This window comes from Martinezella paranaensis, assembly GCF_014200235.1.
GTDB lineage: Bacteria > Pseudomonadota > Alphaproteobacteria > Rhizobiales > Rhizobiaceae > Rhizobium > Rhizobium paranaense.
Genome location: NZ_JACHBI010000005.1, coordinates 262,845 through 288,443, shown reverse-complemented (window position 1 = coordinate 288,443; position 25,599 = coordinate 262,845). Strand labels below are relative to the sequence as shown.

Annotated in this window: 23 protein-coding genes; 5 read left to right on the top strand and 18 right to left on the bottom strand. The window is 60.3% G+C overall.

From position 1 onward, the window contains the following. Window positions 1-48 precede the first annotated feature (48 nt). Entirely contained in the window at window positions 49-1,389 is a 1,341-nt protein-coding gene (locus GGD50_RS15070; protein ID WP_183938151.1) for an adenylate/guanylate cyclase domain-containing protein, read from the bottom strand. Window positions 1,390-1,736: 347 nt separating this feature from the next. Continuing rightward, entirely contained in the window at window positions 1,737-2,942 is a 1,206-nt protein-coding gene (locus GGD50_RS15065) for a DUF3095 domain-containing protein (RefSeq protein ID WP_183938150.1), read from the bottom strand. Between the two features lie 135 nt (window positions 2,943-3,077). On the opposite strand from GGD50_RS15065, the gene GGD50_RS15060 reads away from it, so the two are divergent. Beyond that, window positions 3,078-3,557, top strand: coding sequence for a class I SAM-dependent methyltransferase (locus tag GGD50_RS15060; RefSeq protein WP_183938149.1), 480 nt, complete (start codon window positions 3,078-3,080; stop codon window positions 3,555-3,557). 3 nt (window positions 3,558-3,560) lie between these two features. On the opposite strand, the gene GGD50_RS15055 is transcribed toward GGD50_RS15060, so the two are convergent. Further along, complete coding sequence (locus GGD50_RS15055; RefSeq protein ID WP_183938148.1) at window positions 3,561-4,439, bottom strand: FkbM family methyltransferase; 879 nt, start codon at window positions 4,437-4,439, stop codon at window positions 3,561-3,563. A gap of 85 nt (window positions 4,440-4,524) precedes the next feature. Further along, a complete protein-coding gene (locus GGD50_RS15050; RefSeq protein ID WP_183938306.1) occupies window positions 4,525-6,249 on the bottom strand; it encodes an adenylate/guanylate cyclase domain-containing protein in 1,725 nt (574 codons plus the stop codon). Window positions 6,250-6,448: 199 nt separating this feature from the next. On the opposite strand from GGD50_RS15050, the gene GGD50_RS15045 reads away from it, so the two are divergent. Continuing rightward, window positions 6,449-7,552, top strand: coding sequence for a glycosyltransferase family 4 protein (locus tag GGD50_RS15045; protein ID WP_183938147.1), 1,104 nt, complete (start codon window positions 6,449-6,451; stop codon window positions 7,550-7,552). Next, window positions 7,542-8,291: a polysaccharide deacetylase family protein gene (locus GGD50_RS15040; RefSeq protein ID WP_183938146.1), complete on the top strand. Its 750-nt coding sequence runs from the start codon at window positions 7,542-7,544 to the stop codon at window positions 8,289-8,291. The genes GGD50_RS15045 and GGD50_RS15040 overlap by 11 nt, the downstream gene beginning before the upstream one ends. A 57-nt stretch (window positions 8,292-8,348) precedes the next feature. Here GGD50_RS15040 and GGD50_RS15035 read toward each other — a convergent pair whose 3' ends face one another. The 13 genes from GGD50_RS15035 to pcaD form a co-directional block, all read right to left on the bottom strand. Next, window positions 8,349-9,179, bottom strand: coding sequence for an MBL fold metallo-hydrolase (locus GGD50_RS15035; RefSeq protein WP_183938145.1), 831 nt, complete (start codon window positions 9,177-9,179; stop codon window positions 8,349-8,351). 281 nt (window positions 9,180-9,460) lie between these two features. Further along, window positions 9,461-9,991: a winged helix DNA-binding protein gene (locus tag GGD50_RS15030; protein ID WP_183938144.1), complete on the bottom strand. Its 531-nt coding sequence runs from the start codon at window positions 9,989-9,991 to the stop codon at window positions 9,461-9,463. A 141-nt stretch (window positions 9,992-10,132) separates the two neighbouring features. Then, window positions 10,133-13,759, bottom strand: a complete 3,627-nt coding sequence (locus tag GGD50_RS15025; protein WP_183938143.1) for a hydantoinase B/oxoprolinase family protein — start codon at window positions 13,757-13,759, stop codon at window positions 10,133-10,135. A gap of 152 nt (window positions 13,760-13,911) precedes the next feature. After that, entirely contained in the window at window positions 13,912-14,628 is a 717-nt protein-coding gene (locus tag GGD50_RS15020; RefSeq protein ID WP_183938142.1) for an ABC transporter ATP-binding protein, read from the bottom strand. Next, window positions 14,609-15,373, bottom strand: a complete 765-nt coding sequence (locus GGD50_RS15015) for an ABC transporter ATP-binding protein (RefSeq protein WP_183938141.1) — start codon at window positions 15,371-15,373, stop codon at window positions 14,609-14,611. Before GGD50_RS15015 ends, GGD50_RS15020 begins: the two co-directional genes overlap by 20 nt. Next, entirely contained in the window at window positions 15,370-16,374 is a 1,005-nt protein-coding gene (locus GGD50_RS15010) for a branched-chain amino acid ABC transporter permease (protein ID WP_183938140.1), read from the bottom strand. Before GGD50_RS15010 ends, GGD50_RS15015 begins: the two co-directional genes overlap by 4 nt. Window position 16,375: 1 nt before the next feature. Beyond that, window positions 16,376-17,239 carry a branched-chain amino acid ABC transporter permease gene (locus GGD50_RS15005; RefSeq protein WP_183938139.1) on the bottom strand — a complete coding sequence of 288 codons (864 nt, stop codon included), beginning with the start codon at window positions 17,237-17,239 and terminating at the stop codon, window positions 16,376-16,378. A gap of 108 nt (window positions 17,240-17,347) precedes the next feature. Further along, on the bottom strand, window positions 17,348-18,520 hold the full coding sequence (locus tag GGD50_RS15000) for an ABC transporter substrate-binding protein (protein WP_183938138.1): 1,173 nt from the start codon (window positions 18,518-18,520) through the stop codon (window positions 17,348-17,350). Between the two features lie 150 nt (window positions 18,521-18,670). Next, window positions 18,671-19,720 carry a 3-carboxy-cis,cis-muconate cycloisomerase gene (locus GGD50_RS14995; RefSeq protein WP_183938137.1) on the bottom strand — a complete coding sequence of 350 codons (1,050 nt, stop codon included), beginning with the start codon at window positions 19,718-19,720 and terminating at the stop codon, window positions 18,671-18,673. A gap of 3 nt (window positions 19,721-19,723) precedes the next feature. Beyond that, window positions 19,724-20,335 (bottom strand): protocatechuate 3,4-dioxygenase subunit alpha, encoded by a 612-nt coding sequence (pcaG, locus tag GGD50_RS14990; protein ID WP_183938305.1) that lies wholly within the window; start codon window positions 20,333-20,335, stop codon window positions 19,724-19,726. A gap of 2 nt (window positions 20,336-20,337) precedes the next feature. Then, complete coding sequence (gene pcaH / locus GGD50_RS14985; protein WP_183938136.1) at window positions 20,338-21,087, bottom strand: protocatechuate 3,4-dioxygenase subunit beta; 750 nt, start codon at window positions 21,085-21,087, stop codon at window positions 20,338-20,340. Between the two features lie 12 nt (window positions 21,088-21,099). Next, the gene (gene pcaC / locus GGD50_RS14980; RefSeq protein ID WP_183938135.1) at window positions 21,100-21,504 is read right to left on the bottom strand and encodes a 4-carboxymuconolactone decarboxylase; all 405 of its coding nucleotides are present in this window, start codon (window positions 21,502-21,504) and stop codon (window positions 21,100-21,102) included. Then, window positions 21,501-22,310 carry a 3-oxoadipate enol-lactonase gene (pcaD, locus tag GGD50_RS14975; RefSeq protein ID WP_183938134.1) on the bottom strand — a complete coding sequence of 270 codons (810 nt, stop codon included), beginning with the start codon at window positions 22,308-22,310 and terminating at the stop codon, window positions 21,501-21,503. The genes pcaC and pcaD overlap by 4 nt, the downstream gene beginning before the upstream one ends. Window positions 22,311-22,403: 93 nt before the next feature. On the opposite strand from pcaD, the gene pcaQ reads away from it, so the two are divergent. After that, a complete protein-coding gene (pcaQ, locus tag GGD50_RS14970) occupies window positions 22,404-23,330 on the top strand; it encodes a pca operon transcription factor PcaQ (RefSeq protein ID WP_183938133.1) in 927 nt (308 codons plus the stop codon). 5 nt (window positions 23,331-23,335) lie between these two features. On the opposite strand, the gene pobA is transcribed toward pcaQ, so the two are convergent. Beyond that, window positions 23,336-24,508 (bottom strand): 4-hydroxybenzoate 3-monooxygenase, encoded by a 1,173-nt coding sequence (gene pobA / locus GGD50_RS14965; RefSeq protein WP_183938132.1) that lies wholly within the window; start codon window positions 24,506-24,508, stop codon window positions 23,336-23,338. Window positions 24,509-24,620: 112 nt separating this feature from the next. On the opposite strand from pobA, the gene GGD50_RS14960 reads away from it, so the two are divergent. Then, complete coding sequence (locus GGD50_RS14960; RefSeq protein ID WP_183938304.1) at window positions 24,621-25,508, top strand: helix-turn-helix domain-containing protein; 888 nt, start codon at window positions 24,621-24,623, stop codon at window positions 25,506-25,508. The last annotated feature ends 91 nt before the right edge of the window (window positions 25,509-25,599 follow it).

Below are 25,599 nucleotides of genomic sequence, written 5' to 3'. Positions count from 1 at the left end.
CTTTTCCAGTGATCTATCGGAGGATGCTCAACTGTATGCTGTTGGGGGTCACTGCACGAACTTCTCGACCTGCGGATGGTTCTCCAACTTCTTGGCATCGCGATGCAGGAGGATGACCTGTTCTGCCTCCGACAGACCGTCGGCGGCCGCGTCATAAAAGACTTCCGTCGTCCCATTGGTCCCGGCTATGGCCTTCGGATGCACGACCGTGAAGCGCTGGCGGACGCCGCGCAGCCTCTCTTCGCCAAGCGTGACCCACTCACCGCCGGTATAGCCAGCAAAGGCCTGGCTCGCGATGACTTCCTTCGAATATTTCTTAGTGAGGGATTGCAGCCGCTGCACTTCGTTGACGGCGGCCCCGAAGGCGGAAAAGGTCAAACGATCCTTGAGCCCGACATTGCCGAACATGACGTTTCCAACATGCAGGCCGATGCCGTAACGAACTTCGCTCATGCCACGCGCCTTGCGATCCTTGTTGAGCGCGGAAACGCGGCCCTGGGCGTGGAAAACGGCTGACAGTGCCGCCTCGCAAGCGACTTTGGACGGGTCCTTGTGCCGGCCGCAGGGATAGACGGCAAGGAAGCCGTCGCCAAGGAAACTCAAGATCTCGCCGCCATTGCGGTTGAATGGCGCAGCGATGGCGTCGAAGAATTCGTTCAGCGTATCGATATAGGCTTGGCGGCCTTCTTTCTCGGCATAAAGGGTCGACTGCCGCATGTCGCCCATGACGAGAGCGGCGCGGATCGTCTCGCCATCGCCGCGGCGGATTTGCCCGTTCAGCACGCGCTTACCAGCATCGCCGCCCAGATAGGTGGTGAGCATGTTGTTGGCGAGCCTGCCGAGCACTGCCATCTTGGCGGCCATGGCGAGATGGTTCTGCATGCGCATCAGCGCGCCGATCATCTCCTCGCTGAAGCCGCTGGTGCTGTCGGTCGACCAGGAGCCCATCATTCCTTGCGCGGAACCGGCGCCGAAGGTCTGCACGAAGGCGATATAGTCGGTGATCTTCTCCTTGCGCAGGTCCTCGAAGACGGGAAACTCCAACGGCCCGTCAACATCGACACGGCGGCGCAAGTGCAGGAGATTGTTGGAGAGCAGATAATAATAGGGGCTCTGCACGAAGCGCTCCGGCTTGTCGTTCACATGCCGATAGCCTTCGATCGTCAACCCTCCGGCGCGGCGCCAGGTGAAGCCGAGGGCGTCATAGAGCGGATGCAGCATCGAAAAGGTCAGATGCACGCGGGCAATCGGCAGGCCGGAAGCGGCGATGCGTTCGCAGAAACCGCGAACGATGCTTTCGAGATTTTCGCCTGTCAGTGCCGACTGAGTCAGCCATTCGGCGACCTTGTCGAGAAAAATATCGGAAACACTTGAGTGAACGGTCATCATTCCTGCGGCCTATCCTTGCAATCCCAAATGCTCCTCCGCGACGGCGCGCCGTCTACCAAATGATGTGGGCGCGGCGATAAGGTCGTGTCCAAGCATTTTTGGCACGGTCGGATGAGCGAACCATGCAGCAGGCGACGGCACATTTTCCCAGAAGGTTTGAGCAGCGCCGGCGCGTTGAAAGATCTTGCTGCGCCTCCTACGCGTCCTGGCGGACAGACAGCACAACAAAAAAGGGCCGCCAGAATTGCCGGCTCTCGTTTTGTTCTTGTTTAGATAAGCCTGTCATGCCGCTGAAACAATGGCCAAAAACGATGCGGTTCAAGAAATTTTGCCAAAGAGAATAAACGTCAGGGTGTACCGGGCGACGCCAAGGACGTATCCAATGTAGACGAAACGGCAGCACGCAACTTCTCCCGCAACGCCATTGCCGCCATTGCATAACCGCCGCTTGCTCCGTCGATGAAGTGCATATGGTCGCGCATCAGCGGCGTCGGCACGAAGCAGGTCATCAGCGCGCTTTGCTGCCGATGCAGGCCATAACGGCAGATGCCCGCGGCTTCGGCCTCGCGCAGCCGGGCTTCGATGCGGGAAAGATGCGCAGCGTCCACATCGATGGTCATCTTCAAGCCGTCATCGAATTTGCGAAAATCGGAATTTGCAGCGAGGTCACGCCGGTAGATCTTGGCATCGAAGGTTGCCGCGCGAATGCCGAACTTGTCGAGGATGTAGATGACAACGATCTGCGCAGCGATCGAAAGCTTCCGCAGCCAGCGATTGGCAACGGACGCGGTTGCCCGCGCTTCCATCTCGGCGCCCTCGAAGGCAAGCGCCGGTGTCGGGCCCTCGACCGGCACAGGGTGGCCGCCGCGGTTCTGCTCCATGGAGATGGCGATGATATCGGCAACGAGGCGTTGGAACTCGGGGCCGTTACCGGCGGCATCGGGAACGGCAATGATCGAGACGATCTCGCCATTATGCGCGTCGATCGGATTCCAGCGGCAGGAAAGACCGGTCAGATCAGGCCGTGTCTCTTGCGGCGCCGCTTCGACAGCAAAACGTCCCGCCTTCATCTGCTTTTCCGCCCAGCTCGCGCCGCCGCCGGAAAACATAGCATAGGAGACGAAATCGCTGGGGCTGAAACGGGCAACCCGCACATCCAGCCCCTCCGCCCGGACGTCCGCCATCGGTACCAGCGCGGTACGCAGGTTGAGTTCCAACTCTTCGGTGACCCAGGTCCGCACCGCCGCAAGGGCGTGTCGGACGCGATCCTCACCGGAGGGAGGGATAGCCACCAGAGCGCCATCGCCGCCGAAGACGAAGGGATAGTCGCCATTATCCAGCGCGTTGAGCACCGCTGAAATCACGCTGGCGCCGGCCATGTTGACGGATTTGTAGTGGCCCGATGCGATCGCCTTTGTCGAGCTGACGATATCGGCCACCGCCAGGAGCCAATCATTAGGAAGGGGCTGATAGTTGTTGCTGTCGGTGACGCCCTCGAAATCGGTGAAAACCGGCAAAGAACGGAAGAAATCGTCGTTCGATAGATCAGTCATGATCATCCCCCCAAGGCGTGCGACGCGACACCTCTACAACAACTGCACCGAAAAACCAGCAGGCGGTCGACGCGGTATCATCCGCCATGCTACTCCGACTGCGCGAGAGACACCACGACGCCAAGGAATATACGAATGAGCCGCCTGGATAGTTTCATCCGCCGCCTGACCGCACAGCGAGACATTCTCAATGCCATCGCCGACGAGATCAAAGCGCTCGACGGCCCCGTATTGGAACTTGGGCTCGGCAATGGCCGCACTTTCGATCATCTGCGCGAACTTTTTCCGGACCGCCGCGTCGTCGCCTTCGACCGGGCTGCAAATGCCTATGGCTCCTCGATGCCGGAGGACGGCAATCTCGTCCTCGGCGAAATCAAGGACACCGCCAGAGATTTCATCGGTATCGGCGCGTCGCTTGCCCATGCCGACATCGGCACCGGCTATGAGGATAAGGACGCCGTCACGCTGACCTGGCTGCCCGAAATCATGGCTGGCGTTCTTGCCTCGCGCGGCCTCGCCGTCAGCGGCCTGCCGCTTGAGCATCCCGATCTCGAAGAGTTGTCCTTACCATCGGGCGTGAAAGACGGGCGCTATTTCATCTATCGGCGCAGATAGCCGTCAGCGCAAAAACAACACGTTGAACTGGTCGCCTTCAACCGGCAGATCGGTAACCTTCATCGCTATGGTGCGGTCTTCGAAAAAGACCAGACATTCGACGTAGTAGCCGGCGAGGTCGGCGATGAAGGTGACCGCCTGATCCTTGCCATAAAAGGCCGGCGTAAATTCCATGTAAAGCGGCACCTTGCGAGCCGTCAGCGCCTGCATCGACCTGACGGCCACCGGCTCGTAGCCCTCGATATCCATCCAGATCAGCCCGATATCGGCGGTCTTGACGCCGGCATCAACGAGAATATCGGCGACGGGACGGACGGGTACCGAAATCTTTTCATCGTTTTCGCTTTGGCGAAAGGCGCTGCTTTTGCCATGGTTCTTATGGTTCAGATAGAAATCGAGCTGTCCCTCGCGATCGCCAGCGGCGCAATTGATCGCCGTCACCTTATCTCGCATCCCATTGTCGGCGATATTGATCGACAGGAGCCGGAAATTACGCGGATCAGGCTCGACGGTAACGATATGGCGGTAGGCGCCGCTCAGGGCGAAATAGCAGGTCTGCGTGCCGATATTGCCGCCGAGTTCAAGCAGGACGGTGCCCTTTCGCAACAGGCCGCGCTCGCGCAGAACCGTCAGAAGCCGGTCGACATGATCGCGCTCGAAATGGCCTTTGCGAAACACTTTGCGGCCGATGTAGTCGGCAGGCGAAAAACTCAGGACATGATCGCCGCAATCCACCGTCATCGTCTTGACGCGCGGGCCGATGGCACTGATCAGGATGTCGCGGCCGAGGCGGGTATCGAACAGCCGCGTGGCGATACGATCCCTGATCTTGCGAAGGGCGCGTCTCCAGAATTTCGCGGTCAGGATCTTGTGGTCAGACATCGCGCCATCCCTACACCAGAACATCATGCTTTCAAATGGAGCCGCTGAAGGAATGTTCTGGATTCAAGGAATTAGCGCGAGACGTTTACGCAAAGCGACCAATCTCTTCCTTCGGAACGATATAGACGCGCAACGGCTCGCCGCGGCCGCGAACGGCGATCTCACGGCTTTCGATATTGGCGATGTCGACGCCGGAAAGGCTCGCCACCGGCTCGGAGAAAACCAGCGCGCGGTTGAATTCCTTGGCGACGCTTTCCAGGCGGCTCGCCACGTTCACGGTATCGCCGATCGCCGTCACATTCTTGACGTTGCCATAGCCCATTGAACCGACCACGGCCAAGCCGGTATGCAGACCGACGACGATTTCGAGCGGGACCGATAGCTCATCCGCCAGTTCTTCGCCAAGTTTGTCGATTTCCCTGATGATCTCGGCCGCCGCTTTCAGCGCCTGCCGGTTGGCTTCCTGCGGCGTGGTGCGCAGGCCGAACAAGGCCATGGCGCCGTCGCCGATGAACTTGTCCATCCGGCCGCCATTGCTCTCGATGATGCGTCCGACGATCGCGAAATAACGGTTGAGCAGGAAGACGATATCGAAAGGCAGGCGCGATTCGGTCAGCGTCGTGAAATGACGCAGATCGCAGAAAAAGACGACGATCTCACGCTCGCGGCCAGGGCTTGCCGTCTGGCTGTAGACGGGAATGGTGGATTCCGCCATCGGTGTCAGGAGCGGCACGACGCTGACGTTTCCTGTCGGGCGTAACTGGCAGGCGAGGCGAACGTCCGGTGTGGCGCCGATACGGTTCAGCGTCTTTTGTTCCAGCGCCTCCGGCGGCGGCAGATTGTCCGCGCCTTCGATGATCTGGACGCGGCAGGTCGAACACTGGCCCTTGCCGCCGCAGACAGAATAATGCGGAATGCCGCCAAGGCGGCTCGCTTCGAGCACGGTGAAGCCGCGGGGCGCATGCACGACTTCGCCGCTGGGATAGCGGATCGTGACCTGATGCTGCCGTTCGCGCAGCCTGCGATGGGTGCGGAAGGCGAAAAGGCCGATGATCGATGCGCTGAAAGCACCGTAGAAGCCGGCGCGATAGGGCCATAAGGCGCTGACCACCTGCCGGCCAGGTACGGATCCGCTTTCGCCATAGCTACGCATGTCGCTGTAATAGCCGCCCCTGAAACCGCGCTCGTCATTCTGCGCCGCCTCATGCGAGACCGTTCGGCCCATGGCGGCGAAACCGAGCAGGGCGAGCACGGGCAGCACGATGGCGAAAGACAGCATGAGGGGCGCAATGGCCGTATACCACGAGCGATAGCGCAGCCAGAAATGAATACCGATGCAGCCATGAATCCAGACGACGATCAGCACGATCGTCTGGCGTACACCGTTCGCCGGCGACGTGATCCACAGACTATGGACGATGGCGCGGTAGCTATCATTATAGCCATAGATATCGTGCAGAATGCGCGTGCCGATGATGTGATCGATCAAGAGAACCGGAACCAGTAAACCGGTGACGATCTGGAAGGCCTCGCCGGCCGGCATGACCAGGGTGCGGCGCTTGTAAAGCATGCGCAGGACGAGCAGGATATGAACGATCAGCGCGCCGTAGAGAAGGACGGTGCCAACCGGATTGCGCCAGACGGCCATGAACCAGTGCTGCGCGTGATCGGCGGCACTCAGCGAAATCAATCCGAGGGAATGATTGGCCAGGTGCATGATCACGAAGACGAAGATGACCAAACCGGAGCCGAGGCGGAACTTTCGCGCAAGACGATCGGAGATGATGGGTTTTCGCGCCTCGGTGGTCATCAAATCCAATTTATATTGCCCGTTCACAAAAGAACGGAAAGCGGTTATCGCCTAATGATCTAGCTACAATACCACATACTGTCGAGGATGCGGCTTTTTCAGCGGAAGCCTTATTGTCAAGCAACCTGTCGGAATTCGGGCATTTACCGTACATTTCCGGGCCAAACTATCACTTTATTGTCAACTATTCGTGCGTGCCATGCAGATCGCCTTCTATGCCCCATTGAAATCGCCCAATCATCCGGTGCCGTCGGGCGACCGGCTGATGGCACGCTTGATCATTGCGGCATTGGAGATGGCGGGGCATAAGGTCGAGATCGCCTCCGAGTTGCGCAGTTTCACGCCGACTCCGCAGGATGCCTCGCGTGCCGAGATCGATCGGAAAGCGGCTGACGAGACCGACAGATTGCTGGAGGAATGGCGGACGGAACTGCCGCCGGATCTCTGGTTCACCTATCATCCCTACTATAAGACGCCAGACCTGATCGGCCCGCGCGCCGCAGCGTCACTTGGCATTCCCTACGTGACTGCCGAGGCATCCTACAGCAGGCGGCACGATAGTAGCGGCTGGGGCGAAAACCAGCGCTTGATCGCCGAAGCCGTACGGCAGGCTGCCGTCAATCTCTGTTTTACCGAGCGCGACCGGATCGGGCTTTTGGACGCCGTTCCCGAGGGTCGCTACGAGCGCTTCCTGCCGTTCATCGATACGATGCCCTTTGCACCGCTGGCCGATGAAACCGCACCGCACCGATTGATAACCGTCGCAATGATGCGGCGCGGCGACAAGTTCGACAGCTATGCAATGCTCGCGCAGGCGCTAGAGCTGATCCGGGATCGCGACTGGACGCTGACCGTCGTCGGCGGCGGACCGATGCGAGGGGAGGTGCGGACGCTGTTCTCCGCCTTCGATGCCGATCGCATCACCTGGCTCGGAGAGCGCTCAACGCCGGAGATCGTCAGCGAGCTGCAGGCAGGGGGCATCTATGTCTGGCCGGGCTGCGGTGAGGCTTACGGCCTTGCCTATCTCGAGGCACAGGCCGCCGGCCTGCCCGTCGTGGCGCAGGCAACCGCCGGCGTGCCGGAAGTGGTAAAAAACGATGTCACCGGTTTTCTGACGCCCGAGGGCGATCCGAAAGCCTATGCCGACGCTGTCGCGCGTTTGCTGGACGACGACCGGAAGCGCGGGGCGATGGGCGAGGCGGCCTACCGCTTCGTTCATGAAGAGCGGTCCTTGACCGCTGCCTCGAAACGACTTGAAGCCATCCTGCGGAAGCATTTGGGAGATTCCTATTATGAGCGATAGAGCCGCATGGCAGCCTCTGCGCGGTGAATTGCAGCGTTGGGCCGATGCTGGCCGAAGGGCAAAGCTATGGTTTCGTGACGACGACGCCATCGAGCCAACAGACGTGCTTGACCATCTGCTAGCGCTCTCGGATCGATACGAAGTGCCCATGACATTGGCAGTGATCCCCGCCCCTACCGGCGAGCCGCTCGCGGCGCGGCTGGCGAGCCAGAAAGCGCTGACCGTGACCGTGCATGGCTGGACGCACCACAACTATGCACCGGACGAGACGAAAAAACAGGAACTTGGCCCGCATCGTCCGCAAGCTGTCGTCCTCGATGAACTCCGCCGCGGTTTCGACAAGCTGAAAACGCTCTATCCCAAGCAATTCGCGCCGATGCTGGTGCCGCCATGGAACCGGATCGATAAGGCGCTGCTGCCCGAACTGGCCGCTTTCGGATACCGTGCCGTTTCGGTCTATGGATTGGCAAAGCCGGATCAGCCGATTGCGCTGGTCAACACCCATGTCGATATCATGGATTGGCATGGGACACATGGAGGCCGGCCGCATGGGGAGCTGGTCGGCTACCTGGTGCGGGAACTGCAAAATCGCTTCGATGGCAATGATGAGCCGATCGGCATCCTCACCCATCACCTCGTCCACGATGCCTTGGCGTGGGATTTCATTGCAACGCTGTTCGAAGAGACGGCTGCACACACGGCCATCGACTGGCGCCAAGTCAGCGACTTCATGGGCTAACTGCGGGCAAGCGCGATCCTATTCCAAACTGCTTTTTCCGCGTCCGGGATTGGTGCTTCAAAGCTCGAGCAGTTGACCGTCAAAGGAGGCAAAGGCGCCAGGGAAGCTTGCCCGTGCATCCCGCTGCATGTCGTCCAGCTCCTTGTCGGTGCGTGCCGGCGCGTGGTGGAAGAGTGCTAGGCGCTTCGCGCCCGCTTTCTCCGCCAGCTTGACGCCTTCCTCCCAGGTCGAATGTCCAAAGCCCAGATGTTTCGGCATTTCCGGCTCGGTATAGGTCGTGTCGTAGACGGCGAGATCGGCATCCTTCATCAGCGAAAGGGCTGCTTCGTCGAGCTGACCCGCCAGATGCTCGGTATCGTAGACCAGGGCAATGGTCCGGCCCGCCCATTCGATACGGTAGCCGATACAGCCGCCGGGATGGTTGAGCTTGGCGGTGTGGATGACGATGCCCGGATGCGGCTTCAGCGTATCGCCGGCGATGAAATCACGAAACTTCATCGTCGCACGACAAATGTCGGGCTCGACCGGAAACCAGGGCGGCCGCATGAACTGGCCGATCAATTGCCGCGTCGTCGTCTTGCCGGCAAGATGGCCCGACCAGATATCGACGCTGACCTTAGGGTCGTAGATCGGATTGAAGAACGGCAGACCGATGATGTGGTCGTAGTGTGAGTGAGTGAAAAAGACATCGACGTCGCGAACACCTTCTTTCGCAAGCGACAATGCCGCTTCTCGCGCGCCGGTGCCCGCGTCGAAAATCATGTGTCTGCCGTCGTGCCGTATTTCAATGCAGGATGTATTCCCGCCGTAACGCTCGAATTCCGGTCCCGACACGGGGATACTTCCCCGCACACCCCAGAATTTAAGCTCGAAACTATCGTTTTTCATAGAAGTTTTGACACCATTCCCCTTTCGGTCAACGTAAGCACACTTTTCCTATCGTGCGAAGCCAGCAATTTTCGCAAAAGTCATGCTTCCGTGAAAACCCAATCCCGCCGTTTCATCAACGCAAATGCTTCGGCCGATGTTCAACAATGGATCGCACAGGACTAATATAGGTATGAGACGCCAAAAAAAGATAAAGCCCCGAACACAAGTGATAGATCTCGAATCGGCGCTGCGGATCTGCCGGATGCGTTCGGGGCTGCCTTGAGAAGATCGACAGGACCTTACAGGGTTGCCGCTGATCTTGCTGCCTGTTCATAATAACCCGACAGAGCTCTCAAATGTGATGCAATGTCGGAAAGATCGTCCTGAGAGAGGCCGGAAACCTTGGTGGCTTCGACAAGCAGCCGCTCGCGGATTTCGGAATAGCGCGTCAGCGCTCCCAGGCCCTTGTCGGTCACCTCGATCATCTTTTCCTTGCCGGTCTTACCGGTCTTGACGAGACCGGCAGCCTCCAGCTTCTTCACGGCATAGTTGGCGACATGGGTGTCTTCTATATCGAGCACGAGGCAAAGATCGGACAGCGTCTTCGGCCGGCCGCGGTGCCGCACCGAATGGATGATCAGGATCTCGATCGGGGAGAGGCTGGGCACACCGGCAGCCGCCATGCAGCGCACCGTCCAGCGATTGAACGCATGCGAAAAGAGGATCAATCCATACTCCAGTTCGGAGAGGGCCGGAGAACTGCCAACCGCCAGATGAGCGGATGACACGATCAATTCGCGGGACGATTTCCGTTCCTTCGGCTTGCCCAAAGAACCCTCACATATCCGGATTGAAGAAGCAGACTAGTCGACAAAGACAATTCTTCAACAAGTTATCGCTAAAATTTCATTATGAGTAGCCGGCTTCTGCGGCGGAGATCACCGCGCTCAAGGCGACCACTGATCCCTTTTCTACGCCTCCGGCTTGCCGTAACCGCCCCCCGTCGGGGTGACGACGGTAAAGGCCTCGCCGGCGTCCAGCACCGTATGGGCGGCGCCGATCAGTTCCTCGATCGTGCCGTCGTTACGCCGGACATAGTTGCGGCCGGTCTGGCCGGGTTCGCCGCCCTTGACGCCGAAGGGTGCCACGCGGCGATGGCCGGAGAGGATCGCAAATTCCAGCGTCTCGCGGGCGCGGATGGTGCGCTGCGTGCCGTTGCCGGCGTTCCATTGGCCGCGTCCGCCGGAATTCGGGCGAATATGGAAATCCTCCAGCACCACGGGAAAGCGGGTCTCGAGAATTTCCGGGTCGGTCAGGCGGGAGTTCGTCATGTGCGTATGCACCGCATCGGCGCCATTGAAGCCCGGACCGGCCGGAGCGCCGGAGCAGATCGTCTCGTAATATTGATAGGCATCATTGCCGAAGGTGAGGTTGTTCATCGTCCCTTGGGCGGCGGCCAGCGTGCCGACGGCCCCGAACAGGCAATTGGTGACGGCCTGGCTGACCTCGACATTGCCGGCGACGACGGCAGCCGGATATTTCGGCGTCAGCATCGTCCCGTCCGGGATGATGATCCGGACTGGCCTCAGGCAGCCGGCGTTCATCGGGATATCGGCTTCGACCAAAACGCGGAAGACGTAGAGCACGGCGGCACGGGTGACCGGCTGCGGCGCATTGAAATTGTCGGCGCGTTGCTCCGAGGTGCCGGTGAAATCCACCGTCGCCTCACGCTTATCCCTGTCGATCGAAATCCTGACGACGATCTTGCAGCCCTGATCCATCTCATAGCTGAACTCGCCCTCCGGCAGGCGATCGAGAACGCGGCGCACGCTTTCGGCCGCATTGTCCTGGACGTGACCCATATAGGCATCGACCACATCTTCACCGAAGTGGACGATCATCTTCTTCAGTTCGGCGACACCCTTCTCGTTGGCGGCGACCTGCGCCTTCAGGTCGTTGACGTTCTGCGCCAGCGTGCGCACCGGATAGCGCGCGCCGGTCAAGAGCTTTGCCAGCTCGTCTTCGCAGAAACGGCCGCGATCGAGCAGCTTGAAATTATCGATATAGACGCCTTCCTCCTCGATATGCGTGGCAAGCGGCGACATGGAGCCGGGCGAGATGCCGCCGATATCGGCATGATGGCCGCGGCTGGCGACCCAGAAACGAATGTCCTTGCCGGCATCGTCAAAGACGGGCGTGCAGACGGTCAGGTCCGGCAGATGTGTCCCGCCATTGTAGGGCGCATTGATCAGGAAGACGTCGCCGGGATGAATGACCGGGTTTTCGCGGATGGCAGTCGCGACCGAGGCGTCCATCGAGCCGAGATGCACCGGCATATGCGGTGCATTAGCAACGAGATTGCCTTCGGCATCGAAGACGGCGCAGGAGAAGTCCAGCCGCTCCTTGATATTGACGGAATAGGCTGTGTTCTGCAGCGTCACGCCCATCTGTTCCGCGATGGACATGAAGAGATTGTTGAAGATTTCCAGCATGACCGGATCGGCTTTGGTGCCGATGGCAGTGCGGGCCGGCAGAGCCTTGATGCGGGTCAGAATGATGTGATCCTTCGCCGTCAACTTCGCCTGCCAGCCATCCTCGATGACGATGGTCTGGTTCGGCTCGATGATGATGGCCGGTCCGGTCATCGTCTGACCGGGCAAGATCGCCTCGCGCAGCACGACGGCTGCGTCATGGCTTTCGCCTTGAGAATGGAAGGACGTGCGGCGGGCCGCATCAGCTTCGCCTTGACCTGCCTCTGTCCGCTCGGCGTCAATTTCGGCCGCCGCACCGCCGATCGTCTCGACTTCGACCGCCTCGACCACCAGCGGCTTATCCTCCGCGACAAAACCGAAGCGGCGCTTGTGCAGCACTTCGAATTCGCTGCGCAGTCGCGCGTAATTGTCGATCTCGGGGAAGGTGACCTCGACAGCCAGCATCGTATCCGTGCCGGCATAGCGGACGTGAGCGCGCTCGATAGTGCGGATATCGTCTGCAGCGACGCCCTGCGCCTGCAATTCCGGTACGCATTCGCCCTGCAATTCCCTGCCCAATGCGGCAATGGCTGCCGGCGCGGCATCGTCGAGTGGTACGCCAAGCGCCTTCTGCCGCGTAGCCCTGATATCGGCGAGGCCCATGCCATAGGCCGAGAGCAGGCCGGACATCGGATGCAGCAGAATGCTTTTCATGCCAAGCGCGTCGGCAACCAGGCAAGCATGCTGTCCGCCGGCGCCACCGAAGCAGTTGAGCGCATAGCGGGTCACGTCATAGCCGCGCTGCACCGAAATCTTCTTGATCGCCTCGACCATATTGGCAACGGCAATGCGGATGAAACCGTCAGCCACTTCTTCCGGGCTGCGACCATCGCCGATCTCGGCGGCCAGCGCGGCGAACTTGCTGCGCACGGTTTCGACATCGAGCGGCTGGTCCTGGTTCGGCCCGAAGATCGCCGGGAAGAATTCCGACAGCAGTTTGCCGGTCATGACATTGGCATCGGTCACCGCCAAGGGTCCGCCATTGCGATAACAGGCTGGGCCAGGAAAAGCGCCGGCGGAGTCCGGGCCGACGCGGAAACGGTCGCCATCGAAATGCAGGATCGAGCCGCCACCGGCCGCCACCGTATGGATCAACATCATCGGCGCACGGACGCGGACACCGGCGACTTCCGTCTCGAAAGCCCGCTCATATTCGCCGTCGAAATGCGCCACATCCGTCGACGTGCCGCCCATATCGAAGCCGATGACATTGGCGAACCCCGCCTGCTCGCCGGTCTTGGCGAGGCCGACCACGCCGCCGGCCGGACCGGAAAGGATAGCATCCTTGCCTTGGAACATGTCGGCGGCGGTCAGCCCGCCGGACGACATCATGAACATGACGCGCGCGCCTGTGCGAGCAATATCAAGCTCTTCGGAGACTTGGTTGATATAACGTCCGAGCACCGGCGAGAGATAGGCATCGACTACGGTCGTGTCGCCGCGGCCGACCAGCTTGATCAGCGGCGAGACCTCATGGCTGACCGAGACCTGCTCGAAACCGAGCCGTCTTGCGATCTTGGCAACGGTTGCCTCATGCGCCGGGAATTTATAGGCATGCATGAAGACGATCGCGATCGCGCGATAGCCTTTGGCGCGCAGATCCCGCAATGCCGCTTCCGCCGCCCGCTCGTCCGGGGCCAACTCCACCGTGCCGTCGGCAAGCACGCGCTCCCCGATTTCAACCACATCATCGTAGAGCGCTTCGGGCTTGATGATTTCGGTCGCGAAAATCTTCTTGCGCTCCTGATAGCCAATGCGCAGCGCGTCGCGGAATCCTCTGGTCGTGATCAGGGCTAGGCGCTCGCCCTTGCGCTCCAGAAGCGCATTGGTGGCGACCGTCGTGCCCATGCGCACCTCGCCGATCAAGCCCGCCGGGATCGGCTCGCCATTCGTCAGGCCGAGATGCAGGCGGATGCCGCAAACTGCGGCGTCGCGATAGGCCTCGGGATTTTCCGAAAGAACCTTGCGGGCGTGCAATTCTCCCGAGGGATCGCGTCCGACAATGTCGGTGAAAGTGCCACCACGATCGATCCAGAAATCCCAATGACCCGCTGCGCTGCCCGACAAGACCGCCTCCACTGAAACCGCGTGATGTTCGCTTATAAAATATCGATAAATCGTCGATGTTTTGTCGTCAACAATGAATCCGGCTCAAGGCAGGTTTAACGACCGCGGAAAGGCTCCCAAATCCGGGTTCGCGGCAATGTCGGACGCTTTGTTCAGTGCAGGCCGCCGACACCAAGTAGGCGTTCAACGGCACCATGATCCTGGGAAAGGGCATGGGGCGTCCCTTGCCAGGCCAGCCGTCCACGCTCGAGGATGATGACCTGATCGGCGAAATCCAGTGCGCTCTGAATGCGCTGTTCGACCAGCAGGATGGTCATGTCGCCGGTCTTGGCGAGATTGGCGAAAGCGGCCATTAGCTCTTCGCAGATAACCGGCGCCAACCCTTCCAGCGGCTCGTCGAGGAGGAGCACGGAGGGACGGCCAAGGATGGTCCGCGCCGTCGACAACATCTGTTGCTCTCCGCCGGAAAGCTGGCTGCCGAAATTTCTGCGACGCTCCTTCAGCCGCGGAAACATGTCGTAGGCTTCCTGCAAGGCTGCCCTCGGACGACCTTTCAAACCCACGGACAGGTTTTCCTCGACCGTCAGCGTTGGGAAAACATCCCGCGTCTGCGGCACGTAGCCGAGACCGTGATGCGCCCGTTTGGCACTCGGCAGGCCGGTCACGTCGGTGCTGCCCAGGCGAATGCGGCCGTCATAGCGCCGTGTCTGACCGGCAAGCGTTGCAAGCAGTGTCGTCTTGCCCATGCCATTGCGACCGAGCACGGCAAGCCGCGCGCCAGCGGGAACGGAAAAGGAGACACCTTCCAGCACCCGAGTCGGCCCATAGCCGGCACAGACATTTTCCACCTCAAGCGGCGTGGCCGGCATTGGCATAACTCCCGAGATAAGCTTCACGCACCCGCGCATCCCTGGTGACGTCGGCAGGCGAACCGTCGAAAATGATGGTGCCGGCGGCCAGGACCACGACGCGCTTGGCGAAGCGGAAAACCAGATCCATGTCATGCTCGATCATCAGAACGGCGAGATCGGCGGGCAGATCGGCGAGCGCCTGTTCGATGCGACCAGTATCGCTCTGCGGCACACCGGCGGCAGGTTCATCGAGCAGCAGCACCTTCGGCTTCAGCGCCATAGCGACAGCGATCTCCAAAAGCCGCTGCTGGCCATAAGCAATCTCGCTGACCTTGCGATGCATCAGATCGGCCAGCCCCAATGTGTCGAGCAGATTGCTGGTCTCGGCCATGACGTCGCGCATGGCGAGGAAATTGCCGAACATGCGACCGGAGCGGCCGGAACGCTGCAGAATAGCGAGGCCGACATGCTCAGCCGGCGTCATGTCTTGGAAAAGCCGCGTCACCTGAAACGAGCGCACTAGCCCGCGCCGGACACGGCCGATGGCATCGATCTTGGTCACCGTCTCGCCGCCGAGGCGGACTGCCCCGGAATCCGGACGCAGATTGCCGCTGACCAGATTGACGAAAGTGGTCTTCCCAGCGCCGTTCGGCCCGATCAACGCCACCCGATCGCCGGGCGCCATCGACAGGCTGACATCGTTGGTCACCGCCAGTCCTCCGAAGGCTTTCTTCAGATGATCTACTTCGAAAATCGCGCTCATGAACGGGCCTCCCGCCTGCGGGCGAAATAGGCGGCGGCCGTGCCGTAGATGCCTTTCGGCGCGAACAAGACAACCAAGATTAGCAGCAGGCCGACGATGGTCAGCCAATGGAAGGGATTGGCCGCCGAGACATAGTCTTCGAACAGCATGAAGATCACGGTGCCGGCGAGCGCGCCAAACAGTGAGCCGGTGCCGCCGAGCACGAGCATGACCAGCGCTTCGGCCGACTGCGTGAAGGAAAGGCTGTCGAGGCCGACCACCTGGGTGGAGATCGCGTTCAGCGCACCACCGACGCCGGCGACAGCTCCGGAGATGACATACATCTTGATGAGCGCTGCCTTCGGCGAGGCGCCCATGGCGCGGATGCGCAGAGGGTCTTCCTTAATGCCGCGGCAAAGCATGCCGAAGGGCGACCGCACAAGAAAGCGCAGCAACAGCAGTACGATCAGCAGAAGTGCTACTGCATAGATATACGCCGTATGCCCATAGAGATCGAACTCGAATAGGCCGAACAGCGGATCGGTGGAGATGCCGGAAAGTCCGTCGCTGCCGCCAGTCCAACTAGACGCCTTGTTGGCGAATTCATGGAAGAGGTAGATCAGGGCGATCGACAGCACGAGCTGCGGCAAGCCCTGTGCTCTAAGGATGACGATGCCGCAGATCAACCCCGCGACCGCTCCACCAATGATGCCGGCTACCGTCATGATCAGGGGATCATTGATGCCATAATGCGCCGAAACAATACCGGCAGCGTAGGCGCCGGCCCCGAAGAGAGCCGCATGACCGAGCGTCGCCACGCCGCAATAGCCGGTCACAAGATCGAGCGACAAAACGAGTAGGGCGATGGCGAGCAACCGTGTGAGAAGGGCGAGATTGTCGGGGAACAGCAGATAGCCGGCAGCAGCCAGCACAAGGATAACCGCTATGGCGATGGCGTCGCGACCGAGTGCCCGGCGTTTGCTGGCGGCGGCCACGGCCGTGCTGTCTATGATCAGTGCCATATCACTTAGCCCTTCCGGCAAGGCCGCGCGGGAAGACGCAGACAATGGCGATGACGGCGAGATAGAAGAAGAATTCGCCATATTCCGGCATCAGATAGCGGCCGGTCGTATCGATACAGCCGAGGACGAGGCAGGCAAGCAACGCCCCGGATATGGAGCCGGCCCCGCCGACCGAAACGACCACGAGGAAGGTCACCATGTAACGCAGGGCATAATAGGGTTCGACCGGCAGGAGCTCGGCGCCGACCACACCGCCGAAAGCGGCAAGCCCGACGGCAACGGCAAAGCTGACGGCATAAACGATCTCCGTGCGCACCCCGAGGGCAGCCGCCATCGAGGCATTGTCAACGGAGGCGCGGAGCTTCACGCCGAACGAGGTCTTCTCGATCGTGTACCACAATGCCAGCGCGACGATGAGCCCGCAGATGATCGCGAAGAGGCGATGCGTGCCGATGGTGCGGAAGCCGAGATTGACGGAGCCCTGCAGCTCGTTTGGCAGGGGAATGGTCTTCAAGGTCGGACCGAAGACATAATTAGCGATACCGATGATGCAGAAAGTGATGCCGATGGTCATAAGCACCTGCGTCAATTCCGGCGCTCCATAGATGCGGCGGTAAAGCAGCCGCTCGATCGGGATGGAGATGATCACCGTGCCTACCACGGCCAGCAGCACCGCAGCCGCATAGCCCATGCCAAGATCGCGCGCCGCATAGGAGGCGATGTAGCCGCCGATCATGGCGAAGGCGCCATGCGCTAGATTGACGACGCGCATCAGCCCCATGGTGATGGAGAGGCCGATGGAAATCACGAACAGCACCATGCCGTAGGCGAGGGCATCCACTGCTATGCTAAGCACGGTTTGCATGATGCTGGTCCGATTACCTTTTCTGGTCCTACCTTAATCCTCCTCCATGGGAGCGGGCGCAAGCCACCCACTCCTTGAGCAACGGGAAGAATAGGATGGAGGCCGACCTTATTTCGCCGCGGCAAGGCCCGGATCGCCCTGCTTTTCGAAGGTCTGGATTTCCTTGTTGATATATGTGCCGTCAGCCGTCTTGGCGACCTCGCGCAGATAGATGTTCTGCGTGATATGGCGGCTCTCCGGGTCGATGGTGACCGGGCCGCGCGGGCTGACCCAGGAAAGGCCCTTCACCGCATCGACGGCCTTCAGCGCATCCTGTTTGCCACCGGTCGCCTCGATCATCTTGTAGATGACATACATGCCATCGAAGGCGCCGACGGCCGGGAAGGTGAGTTCTGCCGGATTGCCGATCGCCTTGCCGGCGGCAGCGACGAAGGCCTTGTTTTCCGGGGAGTCGTGCGAGATCGAATAATGGAAGGTGGTCTGCATGCCGAGCGCTGCATCGCCGAGCGCCGGCAGGTCCGATTCCTGCGTCAGGTCGCCGGGGGAAAACAGCTTGATGCCAGCGCTCTTCAGGCCGTTTTCGTTGTAGGCCTTGACGAAACCAAGCGTGGTCGGGCCGGAGGGCAGGAAGGCAAACACGCCCTGTGCGCCGGAATCCTTGATGCGCTGCATGATCGGGCTGAAATCATTGGTCGACAGCGGCATGCGGACCGTCTCGACGACCTGGCCGCCCGCCTTTTCGAAACCTGCCTTGAAAGCATTTTCGGCATCGATGCCCGGCCCGTAATCGCTGACGACGGAGATGACCTTGCTGACGCCACTGTCATGCGCGACCTTGGCAATCGGCGTGGAGGTCTGCCAGGTAGTGAACGAGGTGCGCACCACCAGCGGGCTCTTGGTGACGATCGCCGATGTGGCGGCATTGAAGATCACCATCGGCACATTCGCCTGCTTCAGGATCGGCGTCACGGCCATGGCGTCCGGGGTGAAATAAAAGCCGGCTAGATACTGCACATGCTCCTTGACGACCAATTCCTGCGCCGAGGATTTTGATTGTGCCGGATCAGCCTGCGGCACGTCGCGATAGATCACCTCGATCTCGTTATCGCCGACCTTATTGCCATGCATCGCCATATAGGCATCGATACCGGCCTTGAAATTCTTGCCCTGCAGGGCGAAAGGGCCAGAAAACGGGCCGATAACGCCGATCTTGATCGTATCGGCATAAGCCGCACCTCCCATGGCGATAGCCGCGACCGCAGCCAAAACGAGCCGTCTCATATTTTCTCCTCCCGCAGCCAATCTACTCCCGGACCGGCTTGCTTTGATAAACTTTGTGACCACCAATTTGGCATGCGAAATGGTAATGTAAAATGAAATAAAAGCTCATATTCATAATTTGGAAGTTATGTTTAGTGCCTAGCTTTCAGCCTAAGAAGCCCCTCCCAACCGCTTCACTTTGCCGATCAGTTCTCGTGCCAATCGCAGCGACGCCGCCGTTGCCATTGCCATCGGCGGCAACAGGAACCATTCGAGCGTCCAGGCGGCGCCTGAGCGTTCTTGCTCGTGGACCAGCGATTGATGGATGCCGGAAAGCTGGACGGCGTTGAAACGGGCGAGCGATACGAGTGCCTCGGCCGCGACCGGGTTCTGTTTGTGCGGCATGGCCGAGGAGCCGCCGCCGCCGGCGAGTTCGATTTCGTTACCGGCCTGCGCGAGAAGGGCAATGTCCTGGCCGATCTTGCCGAGGCTGCCGGAGATCAGGGAGAACAGGTTGGCGAGTTCGGCAATCTTGGCCCGCTGGCTCTGCCATTGCGCTTCGTCCGCGAGGTCGAGTTCCTGCGCCAGCGATGCACGAACAGCCGGAGCTTTCGATCCCAATTTTTCCAGCGTGCCGACCGCGCCGCCGAACTGGATTGGAAAAGTCTCCTGTGTCAGCCGATCGCGGTACTTGTCCAGCGGATCGCGCCAGGTGCGCAGCCGGTCAGACACGGTGATCGGGATGGCCGCCTGCATACGGGTATGGCCCATCAGGCGGTTCGAGCCGCACTTCTTTTCGAGTTTTCCCAGCGCTGATGTAACAGCGAAGAGGCGGCCGGTGAAAAGGAAGGCGACCGCCTTCAGGCGGATCATCAGGCTGGTATCGATGACATCCTGGCTGGTGGCGCCGAAATGCAGATGCTGTGCTGCCTCGCCGCCAACCGCTTTGCGCAATTGCTTCACGAGGTCCGGAACGACGACGCCATCCATTGCCGTTGCGGACTTCAGGCTGGCGACATCGGGCTGGAAATGCGCGAAAACCTCAACAATCCGCTGCGCCGCTTCTTGCGGAACGATACCGTGTCGCGCCTCCGCCTTCGCCAGCGCCGCCTCGAATGTCAGCATCGCACGGATATCTGCTTCCGCTGAAAAATATGCTGAGACCTCCTCGTCGCCGAGGAGGCCGGAGAGAAACGGGTGATCGAAGGCGGAAATGCTCATGGGCTATATATCGAGGAAAACGGTTTCCTTGTCGCCCTGCAAATGCACATCGAACGTATAGACCGATCCTTCTTGGCTCGCGATCAGGGTGGCGACGCGATCGCGATGTTCGATGCGGGCAAGCAAGGGATCCTCCGCATTCGCTCCAGCCTCGTCCGGAAAATACACGCGTGTGTGCAATCCGATATTGATGCCGCGCGCCACGATCCAGAGCGTGATATGCGGCGCCATCTTGCGGCCGTCTTTGTAGGGAACGCGGCCGGGCTTCACCGTCTCAAAGCGGAAGACGCCATCTTCGGCGCTGGTCGGGCAGCGACCCCAGCCGGCAAAATTCGGATCGGCCGTACCGCGCATCTCGGAAGGGCTGCTATAAAGCCCGGCGCTGTCTGCCTGCCAGATCTCAACGACGGCATCCTTCACCGGCGTACCGGCACCGTCGATGACGCAACCCTTGACGGTGATACGCTCGCCGAGCGTCTTGTCGTTGACCATGGATGCGCCGAGATCGGTATCATACACGCCGCCGATCTCGCAATAGTTCGGGGTGAGGCCGATATGGACATAAGGACCGGCCGTCTGCGACGGCGTTTCCTTGAGGTAGCCGATTTCCTGCACCATCAATTGCCCTCCAGCCGGTTTTCGAACAGCGTCGAGCGGCGGCCGCGCAGCACAATATCGAATTTATAAGCGCGGGCGTCCATCGGGATCGTATTACCCCAGTCGAGCGGCGCGATGAGCTGCTCAATCGCCGCTTTGTCCGGGATCGTGCCGACGATCGGACATTTCCAGATCATCGGATCGCCCTCGAAATACATCTGCGTGATCAGCCGCTGCGCAAAGCCGTGGCCGAAGACCGAGAAATGAATATGCGCCGGCCGCCAGTCGTTGACGCCGTTCGGCCAGGGATAGGCGCCTGGCCGCACCGTGCGGAAGGCATAATGACCGTCCTCATCGGTGATGGCACGGCCGCAGCCGCCGAAATTCGGATCGATGGCGGCAAGATAGGTTTCTTTCTTGTGGCGATAACGCCCACCGGCATTGGCCTGCCAAAATTCGAGCAGGACGCCCGGAACCGGCCGGCCCCGCTCATCCAGCACACGGCCATGCACGATAATGCGCTCGCCGATCGCGCTTTCGCCCGGCTTGGCGAAGTTATGGATCAGATCGTTGTCCAGTTCGCCGAGCATGGAATGTCCAAATACGGGCCCGGTGATTTCGGAGATCGTTCCGTCCAGCGACAGGAGCGCGCGTTGCGGTGAGCGAAGAACCGAGGTCTTGTAGCCGGGCGCGAAGGCCGGTGGATGCCAGGCACGATCGCGGGCGAAAAAGGCGCCGGTTTCCGGTTTGCTGTTGGTTTTGTCGGACATATTTGCCTCGTTTCACGCCGCCTTTTCGGCGTCCATCTGGTCGAAAACCTGCTTGGCGATCTTGATCGCGTGATTGGCAGCCGGCACGCCGGCATAGATTGCCACATGCAACAGCGCCTCGCAGACATCGTCGCGCGTCGCGCCGGTATTGCTCGTGGCGCGAACATGCATCGCCACCTCATCATCCTGGCCAAGCGCCGCCAAAAGCGCGATCGTCACGATCGAGCGCTCGCGCTTGCTGAGTGTCGGGCGTGACCAGACATGCCCCCAGGCCGCTTCCGTGATCAGGTCCTGGAACGGCCGGTCGAAATCCGTCGATCCCGACTGGACGCGGTCGACATGGTCGTCGCCAAGAACGGCGCGGCGCGTCGCCATGCCCTGGAGATAGCGCTCGGACGGGGCGAGGGGATCATTCATGGGCCTTTTTCTCCATGCAAGGCGAAATCGATGAAAGCGCGGATAATCGCGGTCAGTGCCTCGGGCTGCTCGACACAAGGGATGTGTCCGGCATCCTTGATCACTTCATAGCGCGCGTTCGGAATGAGCTTGGCGGTCGACAGCACCAGTTCCGGCGGGGTCGAGCCGTCCTGATCGCCGACGATGCAGATGGTCGGCACCGCGATCTTCTTCGCCGCCTCGGTGAAATCGGCGTCGCGAAGAGCGGCGCAAGTGGCAACATAGCCTTCCACCGGCTGGCGGATCAGCATGTTGCGATAGCCGCCGAAGGCAGTATTTTCAGGACGGCGAAAGGCCGGCGTGAACCAAAGCTCGAGAATGCCGTCGGCAATCGACTCGATACCTTCAGCCTCGACCTTGGCGATGCGGTTGCTCCAACTCTCGATGGTGCCGATCTTATGGGCCGTGTCGCAAAGGATCAGTGCCCGCACCAGATCCGGCCGCTGCCGATAAAGTGATTGCGCAACCAGTCCGCCGACCGAGAGCCCGCAGATAACGGCGTTCTTCACCGCAAGCAGGTCCAGCAGTCCGGCAAGATCGGAGGCATGATCCTCCATCGTGTAGGGCATCTGGCCGAGATCGGAGAGGCCATGGCCGCGTTTGTCGTAGAGCACGATGGCGAAATCGCCGGCCAGCCGCACGATCACATCACGCCAGATCCGGAAATCAGTGCCGAGCGAATTGATAAAGACAAGCACCGGCTTGTCGCCGGCAGCGCCGATGATCTGATAGTGGATCGTAACGTTGTTGATACGGGCGAACTGCACTGGAAATCTCCTCGACAACGAGATTGGATGTTTAATCTGGTTAGGTAAAATGATATTTCATGGCTTTTCAATAACTCCAGGGTTATGAAAACCATGATCGACTTCCGCGTCAAATTCCGCCATCTCCAGACCTTTGTCGAGGTCGCGCGCCAGAAAAGCGTGATCAAGGCGGCCGAACTCCTGCATGTCAGCCAGCCTGCGGTGACCAAGACTATCCGCGAGCTGGAAGAGGCGCTGGGCGTCGCTGTTTTCGAACGCGACGGGCGCGGCATCAAGATCACACGCTACGGTGAGGTCTTCCTGCGCCATGCCGGGGCGGCGCTTACGGCGCTCAGGCAGGGTTTCGACTCTATTTCGCAGGAGCGGTCTGGCGAAGCACCGCCGATCAGGATCGGTGCCTTGCCAACCGTTTCGACGCGGATCATGCCGAGGGCAATGGAATTGTTCCTGAAGGAGCAAACCTGGAGCCGCATCAAGATCGTCACCGGCGAAAACGCGGTGTTGCTGGAGCAACTGCGCGTCGGCGATCTCGATCTCGTCGTCGGCCGCCTGGCCGGTCCCGACAAGATGGCTGGCTTTTCCTTCGAGCATCTTTATTCTGAGCAGGTGGTCTTCGTGGTGCGGGCAGGGCATCCGCTGCTTGCGGCGAAACAATCATTGTTTTCTAATCTCAGCAAGTACACGATCCTGATGCCGACACGCGGCTCGATCATTCGGCCCTTTGTCGAGAGCTTCCTGATCGCCAATGGCGTCTCCAGCCTGCCAAACCAGATCGAGACCGTATCGGATTCCTTCGGCCGCGCCTTCGTGCGATCGAGCGACGCCGTCTGGATCATCTCGACCGGCGTCGTCGCCGGCGATGTCGAGGATGGTTTGCTCAGCCTGCTGCCGATCGACGCCAGCGAAACGAAAGGCCCCGTAGGGCTCACCATGCGCACCGACGCCATTCCCACCATGCCGCTGTCGATCCTGATGCAGACGATCCGGGAGGCGGCAATCGAAGTCGCCAAGAAGAGCTGAGCTGCCTAATACGGCAGACCCACATAGTTTTCCGCGAGAGCGGTCGAGGCGGCGCGGGAATGGGTGAGATAATCCAGCTCCGCCTCCTGGATCTTCTGGTCGAAATCGCTGGTGTCGGGGAAACGATGCATCATCGTCGTCATCCACCAGGAGAAGCGCACGGCCTTCCAGACACGAGCAATGGCGTGGGCGGAATAGGCGTCGAGGCCAGCGTTGGAGCGATCCTGATAATGTTCGGCAAGGCCCGAGAAGAGGTAGTGCACATCGCTTGCGGCAAGGTTGAGCCCCTTGGCCCCAGTCGGTGGTACGATATGCGCAGCGTCGCCGACGAGGAACATGCGGCCGAAGCGCATGGGCTCGGCGACGAAGGAGCGCAGCGGTGCGATCGATTTCTCGAATGAAGGCCCGGTGATCAGCGCTTCGGCATGGTGCGCCGGCAGGCGGCGGCGCAGCTCGTCCCAGAAGCGAGCGTCGCTCCAGTTTTCGATCTTCTCGTCCAGCGGGCATTGTATGTAATAGCGGCTGCGCGTCATCGACCGCATCGAACAGAGCGCAAAACCACGCGGATGGTTGGCATAGATCAGTTCGTGATTGACCGGCGGAACGTCGGCGAGCAGCCCGAGCCAGCCAAGGGGATAGATTTTCTCAAAGCTGCGCATCGATTTTTCCGGAACCGCCTTGCGGCTCGCACCATGAAAACCGTCGCAGCCGGCGACAAAATCGCAATCAATATGGTGGCTTACGCCATCTTTCTCGTAGGTGACATAGGGTGTGCTTCCGTCGAAATTACGGGGCTGAACATTGGCCGCATCGTAGATCGTCAAGGCGCCGCTCTGTTCGCGGTGAGCCATCAAATCGCGGGTGAGTTCCGTTTGGCCGTATACCATGACGCGCTTGCCGCCGGTGAGGCCATGGAGATCGATGCGATGATCACGGCCGTCGAAGGCCAGCGAGAAGCCGTCATGCGGCAGGCCTTCGGCATGCAGACGCGTGCCGGATTTCGCCTTATCCATCAGCCCCACCGTGCCTTCCTCCAGAACGCCGGCCCGGACGCGTCCGAGGATATGGTCCTTGCCGACGCGATCGAGGATGACATTGTCGATGCCGGCTTCCGTCAATAATTGGCCAAGGAGCAGGCCGGATGGGCCCGAACCGATGATGGCCACCTGAGTGCGCATGATCTCCTCCCGCGCTTCGTCTTTTTTCCAATTCTGCGCGGTGGAGCGAATGCCAACAATGGACATTTCACCCAAGAAATTGCACAAATCGAACATGGTGAAGGGGAGAGCCGTGTCGAAATCGGTGCCGACCTATGAACTCTACGGCGAAAATGCTGGCAAAAAACCGGATTTCTGGCTGCATTGCGAAACAATCCCGTCGCGCAGCAGCTTGCACCATTGGGAAATCCGACCGCATCGCCATGAGCGCTTCTTTCAGATCCTGTACATAGATGCCGGGTCCGGAGATGCGATTTTTGATGGCGAAAGCCACGCCATCGTGCCCCCGGCTGTCATCACCATCCCGCCGCGTCTCAATCACGGCTTCCGTTTCTCCAGGGACATTGATGGCTTCGTCATCACCGTGCTGATCTCGCATCTCAAGGCAGCGCCCGGTGACCGTAGCCGGTTTGGCGAATGGCTGGGGGCGCCGCATCTGACGCCACTCGATATGGGCAATGGCGACGCCGCTCATGTCGCCGGAACTTTGAAGCGCCTTGGAGAGGAATTCGCCAATCGCCGCAGCGGCCGCAATGACCTGCTCGAAGCCTATCTGACCTCGGCGCTGCTTCTGACCGCTCGTCTTTCCCAGCAGGGAGGCGAAGGACAGGGTGCGTCCGATGAAGGTGAGCGGCGGATGGAGATGCTCTACGGCCTCATTCAGCGCCATTTCCGTTCGCATGAGACTGCCGCCTTTTATGCCGAAGCGCTTGGTATCTCAACGACACATCTGAACCGCATCGTACGCGCCAAAACCGGCCATGGCGCCCATGAGCTCATCGCCCGCAAGCTGGTCGACGAGGCCAAGCGCGAACTGGTCTTTACCCTGGGCAGCGTGCAGGAGATCAGCTATCGCCTGGGCTTTACCGATCCCACTTACTTCTCACGTTTCTTTGTCAAGCAAACCGGCCAGGCACCGCGCGCGTGGCGTATTGAGGAACGAGAGAGGCTCGGAATGTAAGCAGGGCAATGGAGAATCGGAGTCCGATCACCCGTCCTCGTGCTTCGAGACCGCCCTGCGGGCCTCCTCAGCAGGAGGGCTACCTCCTCGC

Coding starts and splice junctions, on each gene's coding strand:
- GGD50_RS15070 (WP_183938151.1), bottom strand. CDS start 1,389: ATGATGACCGTTCACTCAAGTGTTTCCGATATTTTTCTCGACAAGGTC.
- GGD50_RS15065 (WP_183938150.1), bottom strand. CDS start 2,942: ATGACTGATCTATCGAACGACGATTTCTTCCGTTCTTTGCCGGTTTTC.
- GGD50_RS15060 (WP_183938149.1), top strand. CDS start 3,078: ATGAGCCGCCTGGATAGTTTCATCCGCCGCCTGACCGCACAGCGAGAC.
- GGD50_RS15055 (WP_183938148.1), bottom strand. CDS start 4,439: ATGTCTGACCACAAGATCCTGACCGCGAAATTCTGGAGACGCGCCCTT.
- GGD50_RS15050 (WP_183938306.1), bottom strand. CDS start 6,249: ATGACCACCGAGGCGCGAAAACCCATCATCTCCGATCGTCTTGCGCGA.
- GGD50_RS15045 (WP_183938147.1), top strand. CDS start 6,449: ATGCAGATCGCCTTCTATGCCCCATTGAAATCGCCCAATCATCCGGTG.
- GGD50_RS15040 (WP_183938146.1), top strand. CDS start 7,542: ATGAGCGATAGAGCCGCATGGCAGCCTCTGCGCGGTGAATTGCAGCGT.
- GGD50_RS15035 (WP_183938145.1), bottom strand. CDS start 9,179: ATGAAAAACGATAGTTTCGAGCTTAAATTCTGGGGTGTGCGGGGAAGT.
- GGD50_RS15020 (WP_183938142.1), bottom strand. CDS start 14,628: ATGCCGGCCACGCCGCTTGAGGTGGAAAATGTCTGTGCCGGCTATGGG.
- GGD50_RS15015 (WP_183938141.1), bottom strand. CDS start 15,373: ATGAGCGCGATTTTCGAAGTAGATCATCTGAAGAAAGCCTTCGGAGGA.
- GGD50_RS15010 (WP_183938140.1), bottom strand. CDS start 16,374: ATGGCACTGATCATAGACAGCACGGCCGTGGCCGCCGCCAGCAAACGC.
- GGD50_RS15005 (WP_183938139.1), bottom strand. CDS start 17,239: ATGCAAACCGTGCTTAGCATAGCAGTGGATGCCCTCGCCTACGGCATG.
- GGD50_RS15000 (WP_183938138.1), bottom strand. CDS start 18,520: ATGAGACGGCTCGTTTTGGCTGCGGTCGCGGCTATCGCCATGGGAGGT.
- GGD50_RS14995 (WP_183938137.1), bottom strand. CDS start 19,720: ATGAGCATTTCCGCCTTCGATCACCCGTTTCTCTCCGGCCTCCTCGGC.
- pcaH (WP_183938136.1), bottom strand. CDS start 21,087: ATGTCCGACAAAACCAACAGCAAACCGGAAACCGGCGCCTTTTTCGCC.
- pcaC (WP_183938135.1), bottom strand. CDS start 21,504: ATGAATGATCCCCTCGCCCCGTCCGAGCGCTATCTCCAGGGCATGGCG.
- pcaQ (WP_183938133.1), top strand. CDS start 22,404: ATGATCGACTTCCGCGTCAAATTCCGCCATCTCCAGACCTTTGTCGAG.
- pobA (WP_183938132.1), bottom strand. CDS start 24,508: ATGCGCACTCAGGTGGCCATCATCGGTTCGGGCCCATCCGGCCTGCTC.